This is a genomic window from Bradyrhizobium sp. CCBAU 11357, assembly GCF_028128865.1.
Taxonomy (GTDB): Bacteria; Pseudomonadota; Alphaproteobacteria; order Rhizobiales; family Xanthobacteraceae; genus Bradyrhizobium.
Genome location: NZ_LBJW01000102.1, coordinates 1 through 15,907, shown reverse-complemented (window position 1 = coordinate 15,907; position 15,907 = coordinate 1). Strand labels below are relative to the sequence as shown.

At 65.2% G+C, this 15,907-nt stretch carries 14 protein-coding genes; 8 read left to right on the top strand and 6 right to left on the bottom strand.

The features are described 5' to 3' along the window. Positions 1–25: 25 nt before the first annotated feature. Positions 26–337 carry an AMP-binding enzyme gene (locus XI05_RS19890; protein ID WP_271505197.1) on the top strand — a complete coding sequence of 104 codons (312 nt, stop codon included), beginning with the start codon at positions 26–28 and terminating at the stop codon, positions 335–337. Positions 338–453: 116 nt separating this feature from the next. On the opposite strand, the gene XI05_RS19885 is transcribed toward XI05_RS19890, so the two are convergent. The 3 genes from XI05_RS19885 to XI05_RS19875 form a co-directional block, all read right to left on the bottom strand. After that, entirely contained in the window at positions 454–1,548 is a 1,095-nt protein-coding gene (locus tag XI05_RS19885; RefSeq protein WP_271504923.1) for an HD-GYP domain-containing protein, read from the bottom strand. A gap of 493 nt (positions 1,549–2,041) precedes the next feature. Continuing rightward, positions 2,042–4,324, bottom strand: coding sequence for a xanthine dehydrogenase family protein molybdopterin-binding subunit (locus XI05_RS19880; protein ID WP_271504920.1), 2,283 nt, complete (start codon positions 4,322–4,324; stop codon positions 2,042–2,044). Then, complete coding sequence (locus XI05_RS19875; protein ID WP_135163526.1) at positions 4,321–4,812, bottom strand: (2Fe-2S)-binding protein; 492 nt, start codon at positions 4,810–4,812, stop codon at positions 4,321–4,323. The genes XI05_RS19880 and XI05_RS19875 overlap by 4 nt, the downstream gene beginning before the upstream one ends. A 493-nt stretch (positions 4,813–5,305) precedes the next feature. Here XI05_RS19875 and XI05_RS19870 point away from each other — a divergent pair, with 493 nt between their 5' ends. From XI05_RS19870 to XI05_RS19860, 3 genes are all read left to right on the top strand, one after another. After that, positions 5,306–6,070 (top strand): alpha/beta fold hydrolase, encoded by a 765-nt coding sequence (locus XI05_RS19870; RefSeq protein WP_271504917.1) that lies wholly within the window; start codon positions 5,306–5,308, stop codon positions 6,068–6,070. Between the two features lie 24 nt (positions 6,071–6,094). Further along, the gene (locus XI05_RS19865; RefSeq protein WP_271504915.1) at positions 6,095–6,430 is read left to right on the top strand and encodes a hypothetical protein; all 336 of its coding nucleotides are present in this window, start codon (positions 6,095–6,097) and stop codon (positions 6,428–6,430) included. A gap of 220 nt (positions 6,431–6,650) precedes the next feature. Continuing rightward, entirely contained in the window at positions 6,651–7,322 is a 672-nt protein-coding gene (locus tag XI05_RS19860; RefSeq protein WP_271504913.1) for a dienelactone hydrolase family protein, read from the top strand. Between the two features lie 135 nt (positions 7,323–7,457). On the opposite strand, the gene XI05_RS19855 is transcribed toward XI05_RS19860, so the two are convergent. The 3 genes from XI05_RS19855 to XI05_RS19845 all read right to left on the bottom strand — a co-directional run bounded on the left by XI05_RS19855 (position 7,458) and on the right by XI05_RS19845 (position 9,602). After that, positions 7,458–8,204 (bottom strand): polysaccharide biosynthesis/export family protein, encoded by a 747-nt coding sequence (locus tag XI05_RS19855; RefSeq protein WP_212255613.1) that lies wholly within the window; start codon positions 8,202–8,204, stop codon positions 7,458–7,460. Positions 8,205–8,481: 277 nt separating this feature from the next. Then, a complete protein-coding gene (gene msrA / locus XI05_RS19850) occupies positions 8,482–9,138 on the bottom strand; it encodes a peptide-methionine (S)-S-oxide reductase MsrA (RefSeq protein WP_271504911.1) in 657 nt (218 codons plus the stop codon). 146 nt (positions 9,139–9,284) lie between these two features. Next, on the bottom strand, positions 9,285–9,602 hold the full coding sequence (locus tag XI05_RS19845; RefSeq protein WP_025033220.1) for a hypothetical protein: 318 nt from the start codon (positions 9,600–9,602) through the stop codon (positions 9,285–9,287). Between the two features lie 421 nt (positions 9,603–10,023). Here XI05_RS19845 and rpsT point away from each other — a divergent pair, with 421 nt between their 5' ends. The 4 genes from rpsT to recF all read left to right on the top strand — a co-directional run bounded on the left by rpsT (position 10,024) and on the right by recF (position 15,808). Further along, positions 10,024–10,290 carry a 30S ribosomal protein S20 gene (gene rpsT, locus XI05_RS19840; RefSeq protein WP_271504907.1) on the top strand — a complete coding sequence of 89 codons (267 nt, stop codon included), beginning with the start codon at positions 10,024–10,026 and terminating at the stop codon, positions 10,288–10,290. 1,251 nt (positions 10,291–11,541) lie between these two features. After that, positions 11,542–12,951, top strand: a complete 1,410-nt coding sequence (dnaA, locus tag XI05_RS19835; protein WP_271504904.1) for a chromosomal replication initiator protein DnaA — start codon at positions 11,542–11,544, stop codon at positions 12,949–12,951. A gap of 399 nt (positions 12,952–13,350) precedes the next feature. Continuing rightward, positions 13,351–14,469: a DNA polymerase III subunit beta gene (dnaN, locus tag XI05_RS19830; protein WP_271504901.1), complete on the top strand. Its 1,119-nt coding sequence runs from the start codon at positions 13,351–13,353 to the stop codon at positions 14,467–14,469. Positions 14,470–14,671: 202 nt separating this feature from the next. After that, positions 14,672–15,808, top strand: a complete 1,137-nt coding sequence (gene recF / locus XI05_RS19825; RefSeq protein WP_271504898.1) for a DNA replication/repair protein RecF — start codon at positions 14,672–14,674, stop codon at positions 15,806–15,808. Positions 15,809–15,907: the final 99 nt, after the last annotated feature.

Below are 15,907 nucleotides of genomic sequence, written 5' to 3'. Positions count from 1 at the left end.
CAAGTTCGGCGACCGCGCCAAGGACATGCTGAAGGTCGGCGGCGAGAACGTTGCGGCCTCCGAGATCGAGCAGGTGATCGCGCTCGTGCCGGGCGTGCGCGAGGCCGCGGTGGTCGCGAAGAAGCATCCGATGCTGGACGAGGTGCCTGTCGTCTTCATCATCCCGCAGGGCGGCGTCGCGGGCGCTGCGCCCGATCTGCAGGATCGCGTGATGGAAGCCTGCCGCAAGGGCCTCGCCGATTTCAAGCTGCCGCGCGAGATCAGGCTCGTCGACGACATGCCGCGCTCGACGCTGGAGAAGGTGGCGAAGGCGGAGCTGCGGAAGATGGTGGGGTGAGGCGCGGTGCCGCCAAACGGAAACTGCCGTAGGGTGGGCAAAGGCGCGTCAGCGCCGTGCCCACGTTCTTGGAAGTGGTGGGCACGCTTCGCTTTGCCCACCCTACGGTGTCTCGGCTAGAACGACCCCAGCGCGACCGGGCGGAACGCCTGCAGCAGCTGCTGGTCGAGCTTGCCGCCCATGCCTTCCATCATGGTGAAGGCGCGGGAATGGGTGAAGGGCATGCGGTAGGCGCGCTTCTCGACGAGCGCGGCGTAGATGTCGACGATCGTCGTCAGGCGCACGATGTCGCTGATCTGGTTCGACGACAGGCCGTTGGGATAGCCGGAACCATCGAGGAATTCGTGGTGATGCAGCACCACGTCCAGCATCTCCGGCGGGAAGCTGCCTTGGGCGGCGAGCGCGTCATAGCCGCGGCGCGGGTGCTGGCGGACCTCGGCCATCTCCTCGTCGGTGAGCTTGCCGGGCTTGTCGAGCAGCCAGGCCGGAACGAAGGCCTTGCCGACGTCGTGCAGCAGCGCGGCGCGAGTCAGGCGGCGCTGGTCGTCCTCGCGCATACCGAGATGCTGGGCGAAGGCGACGGCGAAGCCGGTGACGAACAGGCAATGGCGATAGCTGCCGACATGATGACAGCCCACCGTGGTGAGCCATTCACGCAGCGAGGAATGCTTGATCGCCTTCAGGATCTTGCTCTCGGCGGCGATGACGTCGTCGAAGGTCAGGGGCACGCCGAGCGGCAGCTTCTCGAACATCTTGGTCAGCACCGCATGCGCCGCCTCGACGCCGCGGTTGAGCGTCTTGCCGCGATCGGTGGCGTCATAGGCGGCGGTGTCCGGGAATGCGGCGCGGATGCGCTGCAGGATGGCGTCGGCCTGGAGCGGCCGCGAGATGGTGTCGGTGGCCCCGAGCGCCCAGGCCTGCATGGTGCCGTGATGCAGGGCGTCCGCGAGCACGAACAGCCGCGGCATCGAACGGTAGGCATCGCCGCGCAGCTTGTTGCGGACCCGCTGCACGCTCTCGGGCGAGCGCAGGTTGATATCGACCACGAGGCCGGAGAGATCGCGCGCCGGCAGGGCGGGGATCTCCTCGGTCTTCACCGTCGAGACGTCGCCGACCGCTTTCAAGATGCTGGCGAGCTCGCTGCTGCCGTCACTGCGATCGGAGGCGAGCAGAAGCCGGCGTTTGGCGGCGGATTTGGCTGTGGCGTTCATGGCTTCCCCACAAGGACCGGGAACTCGGGCGTATTGGCCGATGAGCCTAGGCCGGATCAGGTTCTCTGGCCCTTAAGAGGCGTGCTCAATGGAGGCTTGGGGAATTGCTCGCAATTTTAGGGATTGGGTTCCGGGAGGGGGGACTTTCAAAAACCCGCGAAAACAACCCCATGCACAGTAGAATGGGCATTGATAACACAGGGGAATTTTCGAGGCCCTAAGACCCACCTCCACTGTCGTCGCCCGGCTTGCCACCTTCGCTGAAGCTTCGGCGCGCCGGGCACCCGTGTGAGCCTCGGCGTAGCCTTGGCGGAGCCGGGACCGAGCGACCCAGTACGCCGAGACGACGAGGCGGGAACCGAGATGCCGCGGCGTACTGGATGCCCCGCTTTCGCCGGGCATGACAGCCAGATTGTGGAGGCGACTCCAAAAACAAATCCGCCGGAGGGGACCCCCTCCGGCGGATCATCTCATTCAGCAATCGCGGCTCAGCCTACGCCTTCATGCTCGCCTTCACGGCCTCCGCCGTGATCGGTAGCGCCCGGACGCGGGCGCCGCTGGCATTGTAGATGGCGTTGCCGATGGCCGGCGCGACCACGGTCACCGCGGGCTCGCCGACGCCGGTCGCCTTCTCGCCGTTGGCAATCACGGCAACCGCGACCTCGGGCGTCTGGCTCATGCGCAAGGGCGTGTAGCTGTCGAAATTGGTCTGCTCGATGCCACCGTCCTTCAGCGTCGCCTTCTCGTACATCGCCAGCGACAGGCCCCACAGCGCCGCACCCTCGACCTGGGCGCGGATATTGTCGGGATGCACCTGCGTGCCGACGTCGGTTGCGACCGTGAGCTTCTTCACGGTCACCTCCCCCGACGGCGCGACGGCGACGTGAGCCACGCACGCCGTCCAGCTCGCGGTCGCGCGCTCCTGCGAGGAGACGCAGGCGACGCCCATGCCCTCGCCTTTCGGCAATTGCTTGGTGCCGTAGCCGGACAGTCCCATCGCGGCGAGCAGCGTGTTGCGCAAGCGTTGCGCGCCGCCGTCGTTCTTGCCGGCGCCGTCGAGCAATGAGATGCGGAACTGCGCGGGATCCTTGCCCGTCGCTGCCGCGATCTCGTCGATCATGCTTTCGACGGCCCAGAAGGTCCAGCCGGGCGCCACCGAGCGAAGCTGGCCGGACGGCGTGGCGTTGTGCGCGAGCTCGTTCTTGATCGCGCGCACATAATGGTTGGGCACGGTGTAGAAGAAGTCCGCTCCATTGACCGTGAAGCTGTCGAGCGGGCCCTTCTTGTCGACCGAGGGCGTCAGGAAATCGGGGATTCCCCAGCGCGCGGTCGGCCAGGCCGAGACCACGTCGTGGCTGATCGCAACGAGCTTGCCATCACCGTCCACGCCGGCCTTGACCTTCTGGTAGGTGAGCGGACGCGAGAAATCCATCGTCATGTCGTTCTCGCGCGAATAGATCACCTTCACCGGCTTGCCGACCGCCTTGGCCGCCTGCACCGCCGGAATCATCATGTCGGCGTCGAGACGCCGGCCGAAGCCGCCGCCCAACCACATCTGGTGCATCACGACGAATTTCGGATCGATCCCGGCAGCGCCCGCCGCGATCGCGCCGGAGCGCGTCGCGAACTGATTGCCGGAATAGATGTGCAGGATGTCGCCCTTGAACTCCGCAGTGGCGTTCATCGGCTCCAGCGGCGCGTGGATGTTGATGCTGGTGGTGTACTCGGCCTCGACCACTTTCGCCGCCGTGCCGAAGGCAGCATTGGGATCGCCGTCCTTGACGAAGAACTGGCCGGAATCCTCCAGGCCCTGCAGCCGTTTGGCCTCGTCGAGCAGCGACTGGCTCGACAGCTTCGCATTCGGACCCGCGTCATAGGCGATCTTCAGCGCCTGTGCCGCCTTCTTGGCGTTGGCGTAGGTGCCGGCGACGGCGACGACCCAGCCCGACGTCGTTGCGGTCTTGTCGTCGAGCGTGACGGCCTTGATGAAGCCCGGCACCTTCTTTGCCGCGCTGTCGTCGACCGATTTCACCGTGGCGCCGAAGCGCACCGGCGGCGTGACCACCGCGCCATAGACCATGCCCGGCAACATCACGTCGATGCCGTACTTGGCCGTGCCGTTGGTCTTGGAGGGGATGTCGAGCTGCGGCACCGACACGCCGATCATGGTGTATTGATCGGGTGTTTTCAGCTTGAGTGCCTTGAGCTCGTCGGGCGTGAAGGTCTTCGTCGCCTTGCCGCTTTTCACGACATCGGCGAACGACATCTGCTTCTTCGACTTCGGATGCACGATCATGGAATCGCGCACCACCAGCTCCGATGCCGGCACGCCCATGGCGGCGGCGGCACCTTCCGTCAATGCGATCCGCCCGGCCGCACCGGCCCGGCTCATCGCCTCGAAGTTCATCATGGTCGACCAGCTGCCGCCGGTGATCTGCGCGCCCAGCACGGGATCGTTGAACTTGGGATCGTTGGAGGCGAGCTGCACGCGCATGTCGCTCCATTTCGCGCCCAGTTCCTCGCAGACGATCTGCGCCATGGTGGAGGCGATGTGCTGGCCCATGTCGGCCTTGCCGCAGGTCACGGTGACGAGCCCGTCCGGCGAGATCGCATACCAGACGCTCGGCTCGAAACTGGCCGGCGCGGCGGCTGCCGATTCGATGCCGGGCAGGCCGGCATAGCCGAGCACCAGACCGGTCGCGGCGGTGCCGACGAGGAAGGAGCGGCGGCTGAGATCCGTCGTCTCGGGTGTCATGTTCTTCACATGCTCGTTCATGTGGGCCTCCGCTCGTTGGAGGTGGCGGATGCGGTGCGCATCTCGGATGCGGCGCGCATGATCGCCTTCTGGATCCGCGAATAGGTCATGCAACGGCAGAGATTGCCGTCCATATGGGCGACCACCTCTTCCTTGGTCGGATTGGGATTCTTCGCGAGCAGCGAAGCCGCCTGCATGATCTGTCCGGACTGGCAATAGCCGCATTGCGGCACCTGTTCGGCGATCCAGGCCTTCTGCAAGGGATGATCGCCCTTGGCGGAGAGACCTTCGATGGTGGTGATCTTCTTGCCGGCGACGTCGCCGACCATGGTCTGGCACGAGCGCACGGCTTCGCCGTTGACGTGGACGGTGCAGGCACCGCACAGCCCGGCACCGCAGCCGAACTTGGTGCCGGTCATCTGCAATTGCTCGCGGATCGCCCAGAGGAGCGGCGTGTCGTTCGCCGCATCCACGGACAGACTCCGCCCGTTGATGGTGAGAGTTGGCATAGGCGTCTTCCCCTGCCGGTGCATGAAGCCACTTACGGCGGCAACTTGAATGGCGGACGCCCACCGGGCTGGCGTCAACCTTGCCCGCGAGAATGATCGCGTTCCGGCGCGGAGGCAAATGCAATTTGGAACGAGTCGAAAAAACGTCCGCCACACTCGCCCGTTGTGCGCCGCGCCAAGGGCCGCGACGCAGCCACTGGACACAACAGCGCGTGCGTCAGGCATGCGTGCCATCGCGTTCGAGCGGTTTCTTCGAGGTAACTTGGCGAGCTAGAGTGCAGCCGCACGCAAACCCTTACCCTCCCCTCGGGGGGAGGGTCGATCGCGCGAAGCGCGAGCGGGGTGGGGTGATCTCTCCACACGAACAATTGGATGTGGAAAGACCGCCACCCCACCCCGTCTCACATTTCGCTGCGCTCATGTGAGTCGACCCTCCCCTCCAGGGGAGGGTGAAGCACCGAGTTAGTGGCGAGGAAAAAAAGGGCGGGAAACAATGCCAAGGATAAACCGGGACGGCGTCGGGATCTACTACGAGGTTCATGGCAACGGGCCGCCGCTGCTGCTCACGCACGGCTATTCCTCGACATCGGCGATGTGGCATGGGCAGATCGATGCGCTGGCGAAGGATCATACGCTGATCCTGTGGGACATGCGCGGTCACGGCCAGTCCGATTATCCCGACGATCCGAACGCGTACAGCGAAGCGCTGACGGTCGGCGACATGGCGGCGATCCTCGATGCGGTTGGTGCGAGGCGCGCCATCATCGGTGGGCTTTCGCTCGGCGGCTACATGTCGCTCGCCTTCTACCGTGCACATCCGGAGCGGGCCCGTGCGCTGCTGATCATCGACACCGGCCCCGGCTTCAGGAAGGACGATGCGCGCGAGGCCTGGAACGCGCGGGCGCTTGCCACCGCCGACCGGCTCGACCGCGAAGGCCTCGATGTCTTGAAGGCGGCGACGCGCGAGCGCGCCACCGCGCGCCATCGCAATGCCAGGGGACTGGCGCTTGCCGCGCGCGGCATGCTGACCCAGCGCGATGCGCGCGTGATGGAGCTGTTGCCCGACATCCGGGTGCCCAGCCTGATCGTGGTCGGCGCCGACGACACCCCGTTCCTCGCCGCGTCCGACTACATGGCGGCAAAAATCCCCGGCGCACAAAAGGTCGTGATCCCCGCCGCCGGACACGCCGTCAACATCGATCAGCCCCAGGCTTTTGTTGACGCGGTCGCGCCTTTCCTGAAGAACTTGCCGGCATAGGGCGATCGAGCAGGGACACAGGCGATGAAGCTGATGATGCTGGCTGCGGGCATGATGCTGCTGTCGCTATCCGCACAGGCCGAGCCGATCGGCGCCGTACCGCCACGCCAGCCCTTCGTCACGACCTTGTCGAACAACATTCCGCTGGCCTTCGGCATGGATGCCGAACAGACCGCACGCGCGCTCGGTCAGCCGCTGCAATATGTGCGGGGACGTCCCGGCCACGAGATCTATCTCGCTTTGCGCAACATCGGCGGCAGCCGCCTGATCCCCTATCGCCACCGCCTGTTCCTGCAATTCCGTCACGGACGGCTGGCCGGATGGAAGGAGGATTACGGCGAGAACTGGATGTGGGAGTAGGTGTTGAGCCTCATCCTGAGAGAATGCGAAGCTATCGCTAGGATTTGAGGTGCTGGCTGGCGGACGATGGCCCTACATCATACTCCGTCATTGCGAGCCACCGGGTCCGCGCAAAGCGCGGCCCCGGTGGCTCGCAATGACGGTGTTGAAGCAACGAGCTCTCCTCTATGACCGTCATCCTGAGAGCCTGAGTTCGTATCAACCAAGAAGGACAACCCGCGTGGGACAAGACATCAAGCTGACGGCCTCCGACAATTTCCAGCTCGGCGCCTATCGCGCCGACCCCGCCGGCGCGCCGAAGGGCGCGGTGGTGGTGATCCAGGAGATCTTTGGGGTCAATCACCACATCCGCTCGGTCTGCGACCGCCTTGCCGGGGAAGGCTATGTCGCGATCGCGCCGTCGATCTTCGACCGGACGGCGCCGAACTTCCAGTCGGGCTATTCGCCCGACGAGATCGCGGAGGCGCGCAAGTTCGTGGCCAATCCGGACTGGGCGGCGATGCTGCGCGACACGCAAGCGGCGATCGATGCGGTGAAGAGCACCGGGCCCGTGGGCATCATCGGCTTTTGCTTGGGGGGCAGCATCGCCTTCGTCGCGGCGACGCGATTGACCGGCCTGAAGGCCGCGATCGGCTATTACGGCGGCGCCGTCGTGCGCTTCGCCGACGAGACACCGAAAGTGCCGACCCAGCTGCATTTCGGCGAGAAGGATGCTGGCATTCCGCTCACCGACGTCGAGACCGTCAAGGCGAAGCGGCCCGAGGTCGAAGTCCACATCTATCCGGGCGCCCAGCACGGCTTCCATTGCGACGAGCGCGCCAGCTACGACAAGGCCAGCGCCGACATCGCCTGGCCGCGCAGCATGGCGTTCTTCGCGAAGCATTTGAAATAGAGTGCGGGTTTCTCCACCGTCATTCCGGGGCGCGCGCAGCGCGAGCCTGGAATCCATCGAGCGTCAGCGCTTGTGGATGAATGGATTCCGGGCTCGCGACTTCGTCGCGCCCCGGAATGACAGAAGGAGAGAGCCCTAAAACCAGCGCTCGCCGACGAACACGGTGTCGCCCGGTGCGAGCGGCGTGCCGAGCGGAACGACCGCGCGCATGGCGCCGCCGTTCTCGCTGTGCGTGACCGTGACCACGTCGCGCTTGGCGCGCGGGGAGAAACCGCCGGCGATGGCGACCGCACTCTCGACCGTCATGTTCGGCACGTAAGGATATTGGCCGGGCGCAAGGACCTCGCCGAGGATGAAGAACGGACGATAGGTCTCGATCTCGACCGCCACCGAAGGTTCGCGGATGTAGCCGTTGCGCAGGCGTGCAGCGATCTCGCCGGCCAGCCCTGCCGTGGTGCGGCCGCGGGCCGGCACCGCGCCGATCAGCGGCATGGTGATGGAGCCGCCGGCATCGATCGCATAGCTGTTGGTGAGACCTTCCTGGCCATAGACCACGACGCGAAGCTTGTCGCCGGCGTCGAGATGGTAGGAGGCGCCATTGCGCACCGGTGCCGCCATCGGCGCGGCGTAGCCGACCGGCATCGGTCCGGGCGAGGCGGCAAAGGAATTGCTGAAGGCCGCGATGGCGCCGCCGCCGTTGCTGGCCACGGCGACAGGCTGCGGCGCGCCGTAGGGCTGGCCGTAGGCCATGGAATCGAGATCGGGACGAGGCTGCACCATCGCGACGGGGGTTGCGGTCTGCATGCAGCCGCCCAGGGCGAGCGCGGCGGACGCTGCCAAAGACGCCAAGTTCGACCATCGAAACGCGCGTGCAACCGGCACCGGACCCATCCCTCGAAACGAGACAGCTCCACTGATGCACCGGTTATGGTTAATAAAGCGTTGAGTGGAGGCGATGACGGTGCCACCCTCCCCTGGAGGGGGAGGGTCGATCGCGCGAAGCGCGAGCGGGGTGGGTGACGGTCTCTCCGCGACGAACAGTGCCCGAGTGGAGAGATCACCCCACCCCGTCACGCAATCTCGCTTTGCTCGATCGCGTGCCGACCCTCCCCCTCCAGGGGAGGGTAAGAAACGCGCGCTGTCGCGATGAGTGAGCGGCTCACGCGCTCACGCCAACGCCGATCGGGCAGGACACGCCGGTGCCGCCCAGGCCGCAATAGCCGGCGGGATTCTTCGCCAGATATTGCTGATGGTAGTCCTCGGCGAAATAGAACGCACCGGCGGGCGCGATCTCGGTGGTGATGGCACCGAGCCCCTTCGCTGCGAGCGCCTTCTGATAGAGCGCCTTCGCCTGCTCGGCCGCCTGCTTCTGCGCATCGGAAGTGGTGTAGATCGCGCTTCGGTATTGCGTGCCGACGTCGTTGCCCTGGCGCATGCCCTGCGTCGGGTTGTGGCTTTCCCAGAAAGTCTTCAGAAGCGTCTCGTAGGAGATCTTGTTCGGATCGAACACGACCAGCACCACTTCGGTGTGGGCGGTGCGGCCCGAGCAGACTTCCTCATAGGTCGGGTTCGGCGTGTGACCGCCGGCATAGCCGACGGCGGTCACATGGATGCCCTCGCGAAGCTGCCAGAACTTGCGCTCGGCGCCCCAGAAGCAGCCGAGGCCGAACAATGCCTGCTCGAGGCCGGCGGGATAAGGCGGCTTCAGCTTCGCGCCGTTGACGAAATGGGTGGTCGCGCTCGGGATGGCCTGCGCACGGCCCGGTAGCGCGTCAGCTGCGCTCGGCAATGCAGTGGTCTTGCGCATGAACAGCATGATGGATCTCCGAAGCGAGCGAATGCCTGAGCCAGGCGGGAGACCAGGCGCGTGCTCGCGATGAGTGGGAATATAGGCTCTACGCAGCAAGAGGCATCGTTGTTACGCCGCTGCCAGTTCCAAGCTTGGAGTCGGGACTTGAAAGCTCAATCCCGGGAATAGCCGATCAAGGGCTTGCGCGGGCGGAACAGGATCATCAGCAGGATGCCCAAAATGCCGAGCACGGCGAACACCGGCTGCTCCAGCACCAGGCGGATCACCGAGGTCCAGAGCCAAGGCGCCTTGGCCTCGACCCAGGTGCGGAAGGCCGATTGGCTGGCCTGATTGATGTCGTTCCAGAACTGGCCGAAACGGGTGAATTTGAGGGTCTGGTCGGCCACCCAGCGGGCGCCGTCATAGACCATGAAGATGAACCCGCCGGCGAGCAGCAACAGCCCAATCAGTCGGAAAAAGCCGCGGATCATGCCTCACCTACGATGGCCGTCCGACCGGACGACCTTGCGAAACGATGCCAGCCAATAGCCGGGCGACGGCAGAAATTCAACCTCTTCAGGGCGTTACGGCACCAAACCGGCCCGCCAAAGGCGCGTTTCCAGCCCCCGAAAGCGTTGACGGTGCGAAAGACCCTCTCTATAAGGGCGCCAACTGGCGGTGGGCGCAATCCCGCCGCCGCTGTTCTTTGAGCAGTTGCAGGCACCTTGGGCTTCAGACTCTCTCGAGCTTGAAGACACCGTGGAGCCTCAGAGACAGCCGCAAGGCGGTCGCTCATGTTCCGGGAACGGCCCAGCAACCGAACACCCTAAATCCGAGCGTCGATTACGCGGTCAAGCAAGCCGGCGCTACCCGACCAAGACGCGACCGGTACCCGCAAAGGACATTGAGACCATGGCCAATACCACTTCCGCCAAGAAAGCGACGCGCAAGATCGCCCGCCGCACTGCCGTCAACAAGTCGCGCCGCACCCAGATGCGTGGCGCCGTGCGCACTGTCGAGGAAGCCATCAAGAGCGGCGATCGCGCCGCTGCCGTGAAGGCACTCGCGACTGCCGAGCCCGCCTTGATGCGCGCCGCCCAGCGCAACATCGTTCACAAGAACAACGCCAGTCGCAAAGTCTCGCGCCTCACCGCGCAGATCGCCAAGCTCGCGAAGTAAATCTTGCTAAGTCATCTTGGCGACATCGTCTGATCGGTCGATCCGGTCAGCGCGTCAAAAAGCCCGGCCTCACGCCGGGCTTTTTTGTTGGCTGTCAGATTTCACGCCACCAGTCACGCGAAGCTCACGCCTCGCTTTGACGATTTAAATCGTCTGCGTCAGTTTTCGTTCCGTAGTTCTACCTGCCGATGTTCTGCAACAGTGGAAACTTCACTGCGTTGCAAAAACCCCTGTGCCGCGGGCGCGAATTGAATCGGTGGCCGATGAGAGTTCTGCACCCCGTAGATTCACCGGAACGTGTGCGGTTGTGGAGTTACCCTGCAAAACGAGTCTCGAAAAGCGATGACTCGATAATCACTTATCTACATAGCAGCGACAAGCATTTGAAAAATTCGCTCGCACGTCGGGCGCATGACGAATTTATAAAAAAAATTTGGCGCTGAACGAGAATTGTCACATGACGCGCGGCCTTCTCGATTCTGTGCACGGATTCAAAAACTTGCTTCGGAGCCTGTGAACAACTCCTGTGCGGCGTTAACCGAGGTCAAGTTTTTTGACGCCTCAACTGTGAATCAATTTCGTTGCGAGTCTTTCCGCTTAGTGTATTCCTTAACCCAGTCAGCGGCGCCCACGATCTTGAGACCAGCGCGGTTTAGGAAACGGGGCGAACGTGCAGATCGGCGGCGGTAGGCACGTAGGCGACGCTTCAACAAGTGATGTCGGTTCAAAACCCACAGCAATGTGGGAATGGTAGCTCTTTGTCTGAATGTCTCCAAGCGGGATCTCCTCGCTCGCGCCAAGCGCAAATGAGAGACATCGCGAAGTTACCCCGACACGCAAGGTGGCGAAGTCGAGCGGACGACGAGTACATTGGGCAGACATCCGCGACAGGAGTACGGCGCGGTTGTCTTCAGGACACGCAGGACCTTGTCGTGAGCGATCACGGCAGGACGGGGAGGTATCATGTCTTACGGACTCAGCGCGGTATTGCAGCACGTTTCTTTTTTCAACGATGCCGTTTCAGCCCCGTCGGATCTCCAGCCTCCCGCGTGTGACGGAGCGCCGAGTACGCGCTGACCTCGCGACCCCTCCATCTCTGACATCGCTGATCTGACCCGCGGCGTTCGCGCCGAACGGTCGAGCCATGCCCGACGATGGACTCGCTCGAGGTCGCGCCAGTCAGGGTCCGTGGCAGGATCCCTGCATGGCGCTCACAACGCAACTATATCTCTCAAGAGAAGTTTTCTGACGATGACAATGGAACAGGATCGCTGGTCACGCGTGAAGGGTCGGTTGCGCTCGAGCGTTGGCGAGGACGTCTACACGAGCTGGTTTGCACGCATGGATCTGGAAGGCGTGCAGGACGAGAGCGTGCGGCTGTCGGTGCCGACGCGGTTCCTGAAGAGCTGGATCCAGGCCCATTATGCCGAGCGCGTGCTGTCGTGCTGGCAGGCCGAGATGCCGGAAGTGCATCGCATCGACCTCACCGTGCGGTCCGCCGTGCGTCCGACGGCGCAGCCGAAGGAGGCGCCGGCGCCGGTCGAGGCGCGCCGCGCGCCGATGCCGGAATTGCGCTCGACCGCGACCGCGCCGGTCTCGGCCAATCACGACGCGCTCGGCGGCTCGCCGCTCGATCCGCGCCTGACCTTCGCGAGCTTCGTCGTCGGCCGCTCCAACACGCTGGCGCATGCGGCCGCGCGCCAGGTCGCCGAGGGACGTCGCGGCGACCCCGTGATGTTCAACCCGCTCTACATCCATGCCGGCGTCGGCCTCGGCAAGACGCATCTGTTGCAGGCGGTGACCTGGGCCGGCAATTCCGGCAACGAGCGCAAGGTGCTGTATCTCACGGCGGAAAAATTCATGTACGGCTTCGTCGCCGCGCTGAAGACGCAGACGGCGTTGGCTTTCAAGGAAGCGCTGCGCGGCATCGACGTGCTTGTCATCGACGATCTCCAGTTCCTGCAGGGCAAGTCGACGCAGGCCGAGTTCTGTCACACGCTGAACGCGCTGATCGACGCCGGCCGCCAGGTCGTGATCGCGGCCGACCGTCCGCCGTCCGACCTCGAGAGCCTGGATGACCGCGTGCGCTCGCGGCTCGCCGGCGGGCTCGTGGTCGAGATGGGCTCGCTCGGCGAGGAGCTGCGCCACGGCATCCTGAAGTCGCGCGTCGCGGCGGCCCGCGCCCATCATGCGACGTTCGAGGTGCCCGAGGAGGTGCTGCACTATCTGGCGCGCACCATCACCCATAACGGCCGCGACCTCGAAGGCGCGATCAACCGCCTGCTCGCGCATTCCAAGCTCAACAACCGGCCGGTGACGCTGGAGATGGCCGAGCACGAGGTGCGCGACCTGGTGCGGCCGCAGGAGCCCAAGCGGATCAAGATCGAGGACATCCAGCGCGTGGTGGCACGGCAATATAATGTCAGCCGCTCCGACCTGCTCTCCTCGCGCCGCACCGCCAACGTGGTGCGCCCGCGCCAGGTGGCGATGTATCTCGCCAAGACGCTGACCCTGCGCTCGCTGCCCGAGATCGGCCGCCGTTTCGGCGGACGCGACCACACCACGGTGCTGCACGCCGTGCGCAAGATCGAGGCGCTGGTCTCCAAGGACACCGCTCTGTCCGAGGAAGTGGAGTCGCTGAAGCGCCAGCTTCAGGAATAAAGGCCTATCCCCTTCCTCTCAGCTGAGATCGTCATGCCCGGGCTTGTCCCGCCTGCGCGGCCGAAGCCGCTCCGGCGAGGCGAAGGCCCGGGCATCCACGTTCTTCGTAGGGCGAGGCCAGACCTGGATGGCCGGGACAAGCCCGGCCATGACGCGTAGACGCGCCTGTACCCCATCAACGGCATAGAGCTTCGGCGCGAAAACGTCGGTAAATCGTGGGGAACTGGCCCCGATCCCTTGAATCGCCGGGGCATCCGCGGCACCTTGCGCGACCCAGGCGGCTTTGGTCATATCGGCAGGAATGATCCGGCCTTGCGGGGTCTTCGATGCCGTGGCGCGCGTCCCGCCGCCCGGCCTTCTCAACGCTGTGTTTTCCTTGGGAATCGGGCGAGTAGTGCAATGAAGGTTACGGTCGAACGCGCGCAATTGCTGAAGTCGCTGGGCCATGTCCACCGCGTGGTCGAGCGCCGCAACACGATCCCGATCCTCGGCAACGTGCTGGTGCGCGCCGAGAACGCGAAATTGTCGCTGAAGGCGACCGACCTCGACCTCGAGGTGATGGAGACGCTGCCGGCGGAGACCGCGACCGCGGGCTCCACCACCGTGCCGGCGCACATGTTCTACGACATCGTGCGCAAGCTGCCGGACGGCTCGCAGATCGTGCTGGAGGCCGACGGCGACCGCGCGGTGCTGGCAATCCGCGCCGGCCGCTCGCGCTTCACGCTGCAGACGCTGCCGGAGAACGATTTCCCGGATCTGGCTGCCGGCGACATGTCGCATTCGTTCTCGCTCGCCGCCAAGGACGTCAAGCGGCTGATCGACCGCACGCAGTTCGCGATCTCGACCGAAGAGACGCGCTATTACCTCAACGGCATCTATCTGCATGCCGCCGGCACGGCAAAGGCCGCCACCCTGCGCGGTGTCGCCACCGACGGCCACCGCCTCGCCCAGCTCGACCTGGTGCAGCCCAAGGGCGCCGAGGGCATGCCCGGCGTGATCGTGCCGCGCAAGACGGTCGGCGAGGTGCAGCGCCTGATCGAGGACACCGAGGCCGAGATGACGATCGAGCTGTCGCAGGCCAAGATCCGCTTCACCATCGGCAACGTCGTGCTGACCTCGAAACTGATCGACGGCACCTTCCCCGATTACGGCCGCGTCATCCCCCAGAACAACGACAAGGAGCTCGTGGTCGACAAGAAGGATTTCGAGAACGCGGTCGACCGCGTCTCGACGATTTCGAGCGAGCGCGGCCGCGCGGTCAAGCTGTCGCTGTCGGCGGGCAAGCTGGTGCTGTCGGTGACCAACCCGGATTCCGGCAGCGCGACCGAAGAGCTCGAGGTCGAATACGCCTCCGACGCCCTCGATATCGGCTTCAACTCCCGCTATCTGCTCGATATCGCCGCCCAGATCGAAGGCGACGTCGCAACGCTCCGCCTCGCCGATCCCGGCTCGCCGACGCTGGTGCAGGACCGCGACGACAAGAGCGCGCTGTATGTGCTGATGCCGATGCGGGTGTGAGGGGCGCTCTCTCGACCATCCATCGGAGCCGTAGGGTGGGCAAAGCTTGCGCCGTAGCTCGAAGAGCGAAGGCGAAAGCGTGCCCACCATGCAGCGCGGGGATCGCGAGCGAGACGTGGGCACGGCGCGCGCGAAGCGCGCCCCTTTGCCCACCCTACGGCATGCTCCCAAAGGGAGAACGCGCGTCCATGACGAATAATCGATGACCCCCTCCCGCATTCATCGGCTGACGCTGACGCATTTTCGTAACTACCGGGCGGCGGGGCTCGAGACGGCGGCTGACCTGGTGGCGCTGGTCGGGCCGAACGGGGCGGGCAAGACCAATTGCATCGAGGCGATCTCGTTCCTGTCGCCGGGGCGCGGCCTGCGCCGCGCGACGCTCGAAGACGTCGCCGACAACCAGGGCGACGGTTCCTGGGCGGTGTCGGCGCAGGTCGAGGGCGCGCTGGGGCTGGCCACGCTCGGCACCGGCATCGATGCGCCGCGCGCGGACGCCCCGGTCAGCCGACGCTGTCGCGTCGACCGCGAGCCGGTGGGCTCGGCCAGCGCATTCGGCGATCACATCCGCATGGTGTGGCTGACGCCGGCGATGGACGGGCTGTTCATGGGCGCGGCCTCGGAGCGCCGGCGCTTCTTCGACCGTCTCGTGCTCGCCATCGACAGCGAGCATTCCAGCCGGATCAACGCGCTCGAGCGCTCCTTGCGCTCGCGCAACCGCCTGCTGGAGACGCGCAATTACGATGACCATTGGTGCGACGCGATCGAGCGCGAGACCGCCGAGCTCGCAGTCGCGGTGGCGGCCACGCGCGGCCAGACCGCGGCAAGGCTCACCGGCATGCTCAACGCGCGCGCGCAAGCTTCCGCATTTCCGTCCGCGCAAATTGCGCTCGACGGCTGGATGGAGAACGCGCTGCTGACCGAGACCGCGACCTCGGTCGAGGACCGCTACCGCCAGATCCTGCGCGACAACCGGCCGCGCGATGCGATCGCCGGCCGCACCACCGACGGCCCGCATCTCACCGACCTCCAGGTGGTCTATGCGCCGAAGAGCATGCCGGCGCGCGATGCCTCGACCGGCGAGCAGAAGGCGCTGCTGATCGGCCTCGTGCTGGCGCATGCGAGCCTGGTCGCCGAGATGACCGGCATCGTGCCGCTGCTGCTGCTCGACGAGGTGGTTGCGCATCTCGATCCGAACCGCCGGGCGGCGCTGTTCGATGAGCTGAAGAAGCTCGGCGCGCAGGTGTGGCTGACCGGTGCGGATCCCGCCGCCTTCGCCGAGATCGGCGCAGGGGGCGAAGTGTTTGACGTCGAGAGCGGACGAGTCTCGGCCCGCAGCTAGGCCGCGGCATTGAACCCGCTTGTTTGCGGCCACGACTAGAGCATGTTGTTTTTGACTGGAATCGGGGTTCCCAGAGGGGGCGATTTCTGATTCAAACTC

Coding starts and splice junctions, on each gene's coding strand:
- XI05_RS19870 (WP_271504917.1), top strand. CDS start 5,306: ATGCCAAGGATAAACCGGGACGGCGTCGGGATCTACTACGAGGTTCAT.
- XI05_RS19885 (WP_271504923.1), bottom strand. CDS start 1,548: ATGAACGCCACAGCCAAATCCGCCGCCAAACGCCGGCTTCTGCTCGCC.
- XI05_RS19875 (WP_135163526.1), bottom strand. CDS start 4,812: ATGCCAACTCTCACCATCAACGGGCGGAGTCTGTCCGTGGATGCGGCG.
- XI05_RS19845 (WP_025033220.1), bottom strand. CDS start 9,602: ATGATCCGCGGCTTTTTCCGACTGATTGGGCTGTTGCTGCTCGCCGGC.
- msrA (WP_271504911.1), bottom strand. CDS start 9,138: ATGCTGTTCATGCGCAAGACCACTGCATTGCCGAGCGCAGCTGACGCG.
- XI05_RS19865 (WP_271504915.1), top strand. CDS start 6,095: ATGAAGCTGATGATGCTGGCTGCGGGCATGATGCTGCTGTCGCTATCC.
- recF (WP_271504898.1), top strand. CDS start 14,672: ATGACCCCCTCCCGCATTCATCGGCTGACGCTGACGCATTTTCGTAAC.
- XI05_RS19880 (WP_271504920.1), bottom strand. CDS start 4,324: ATGAACGAGCATGTGAAGAACATGACACCCGAGACGACGGATCTCAGC.
- dnaN (WP_271504901.1), top strand. CDS start 13,351: ATGAAGGTTACGGTCGAACGCGCGCAATTGCTGAAGTCGCTGGGCCAT.
- dnaA (WP_271504904.1), top strand. CDS start 11,542: ATGACAATGGAACAGGATCGCTGGTCACGCGTGAAGGGTCGGTTGCGC.
- rpsT (WP_271504907.1), top strand. CDS start 10,024: ATGGCCAATACCACTTCCGCCAAGAAAGCGACGCGCAAGATCGCCCGC.
- XI05_RS19890 (WP_271505197.1), top strand. CDS start 26: ATGCTGAAGGTCGGCGGCGAGAACGTTGCGGCCTCCGAGATCGAGCAG.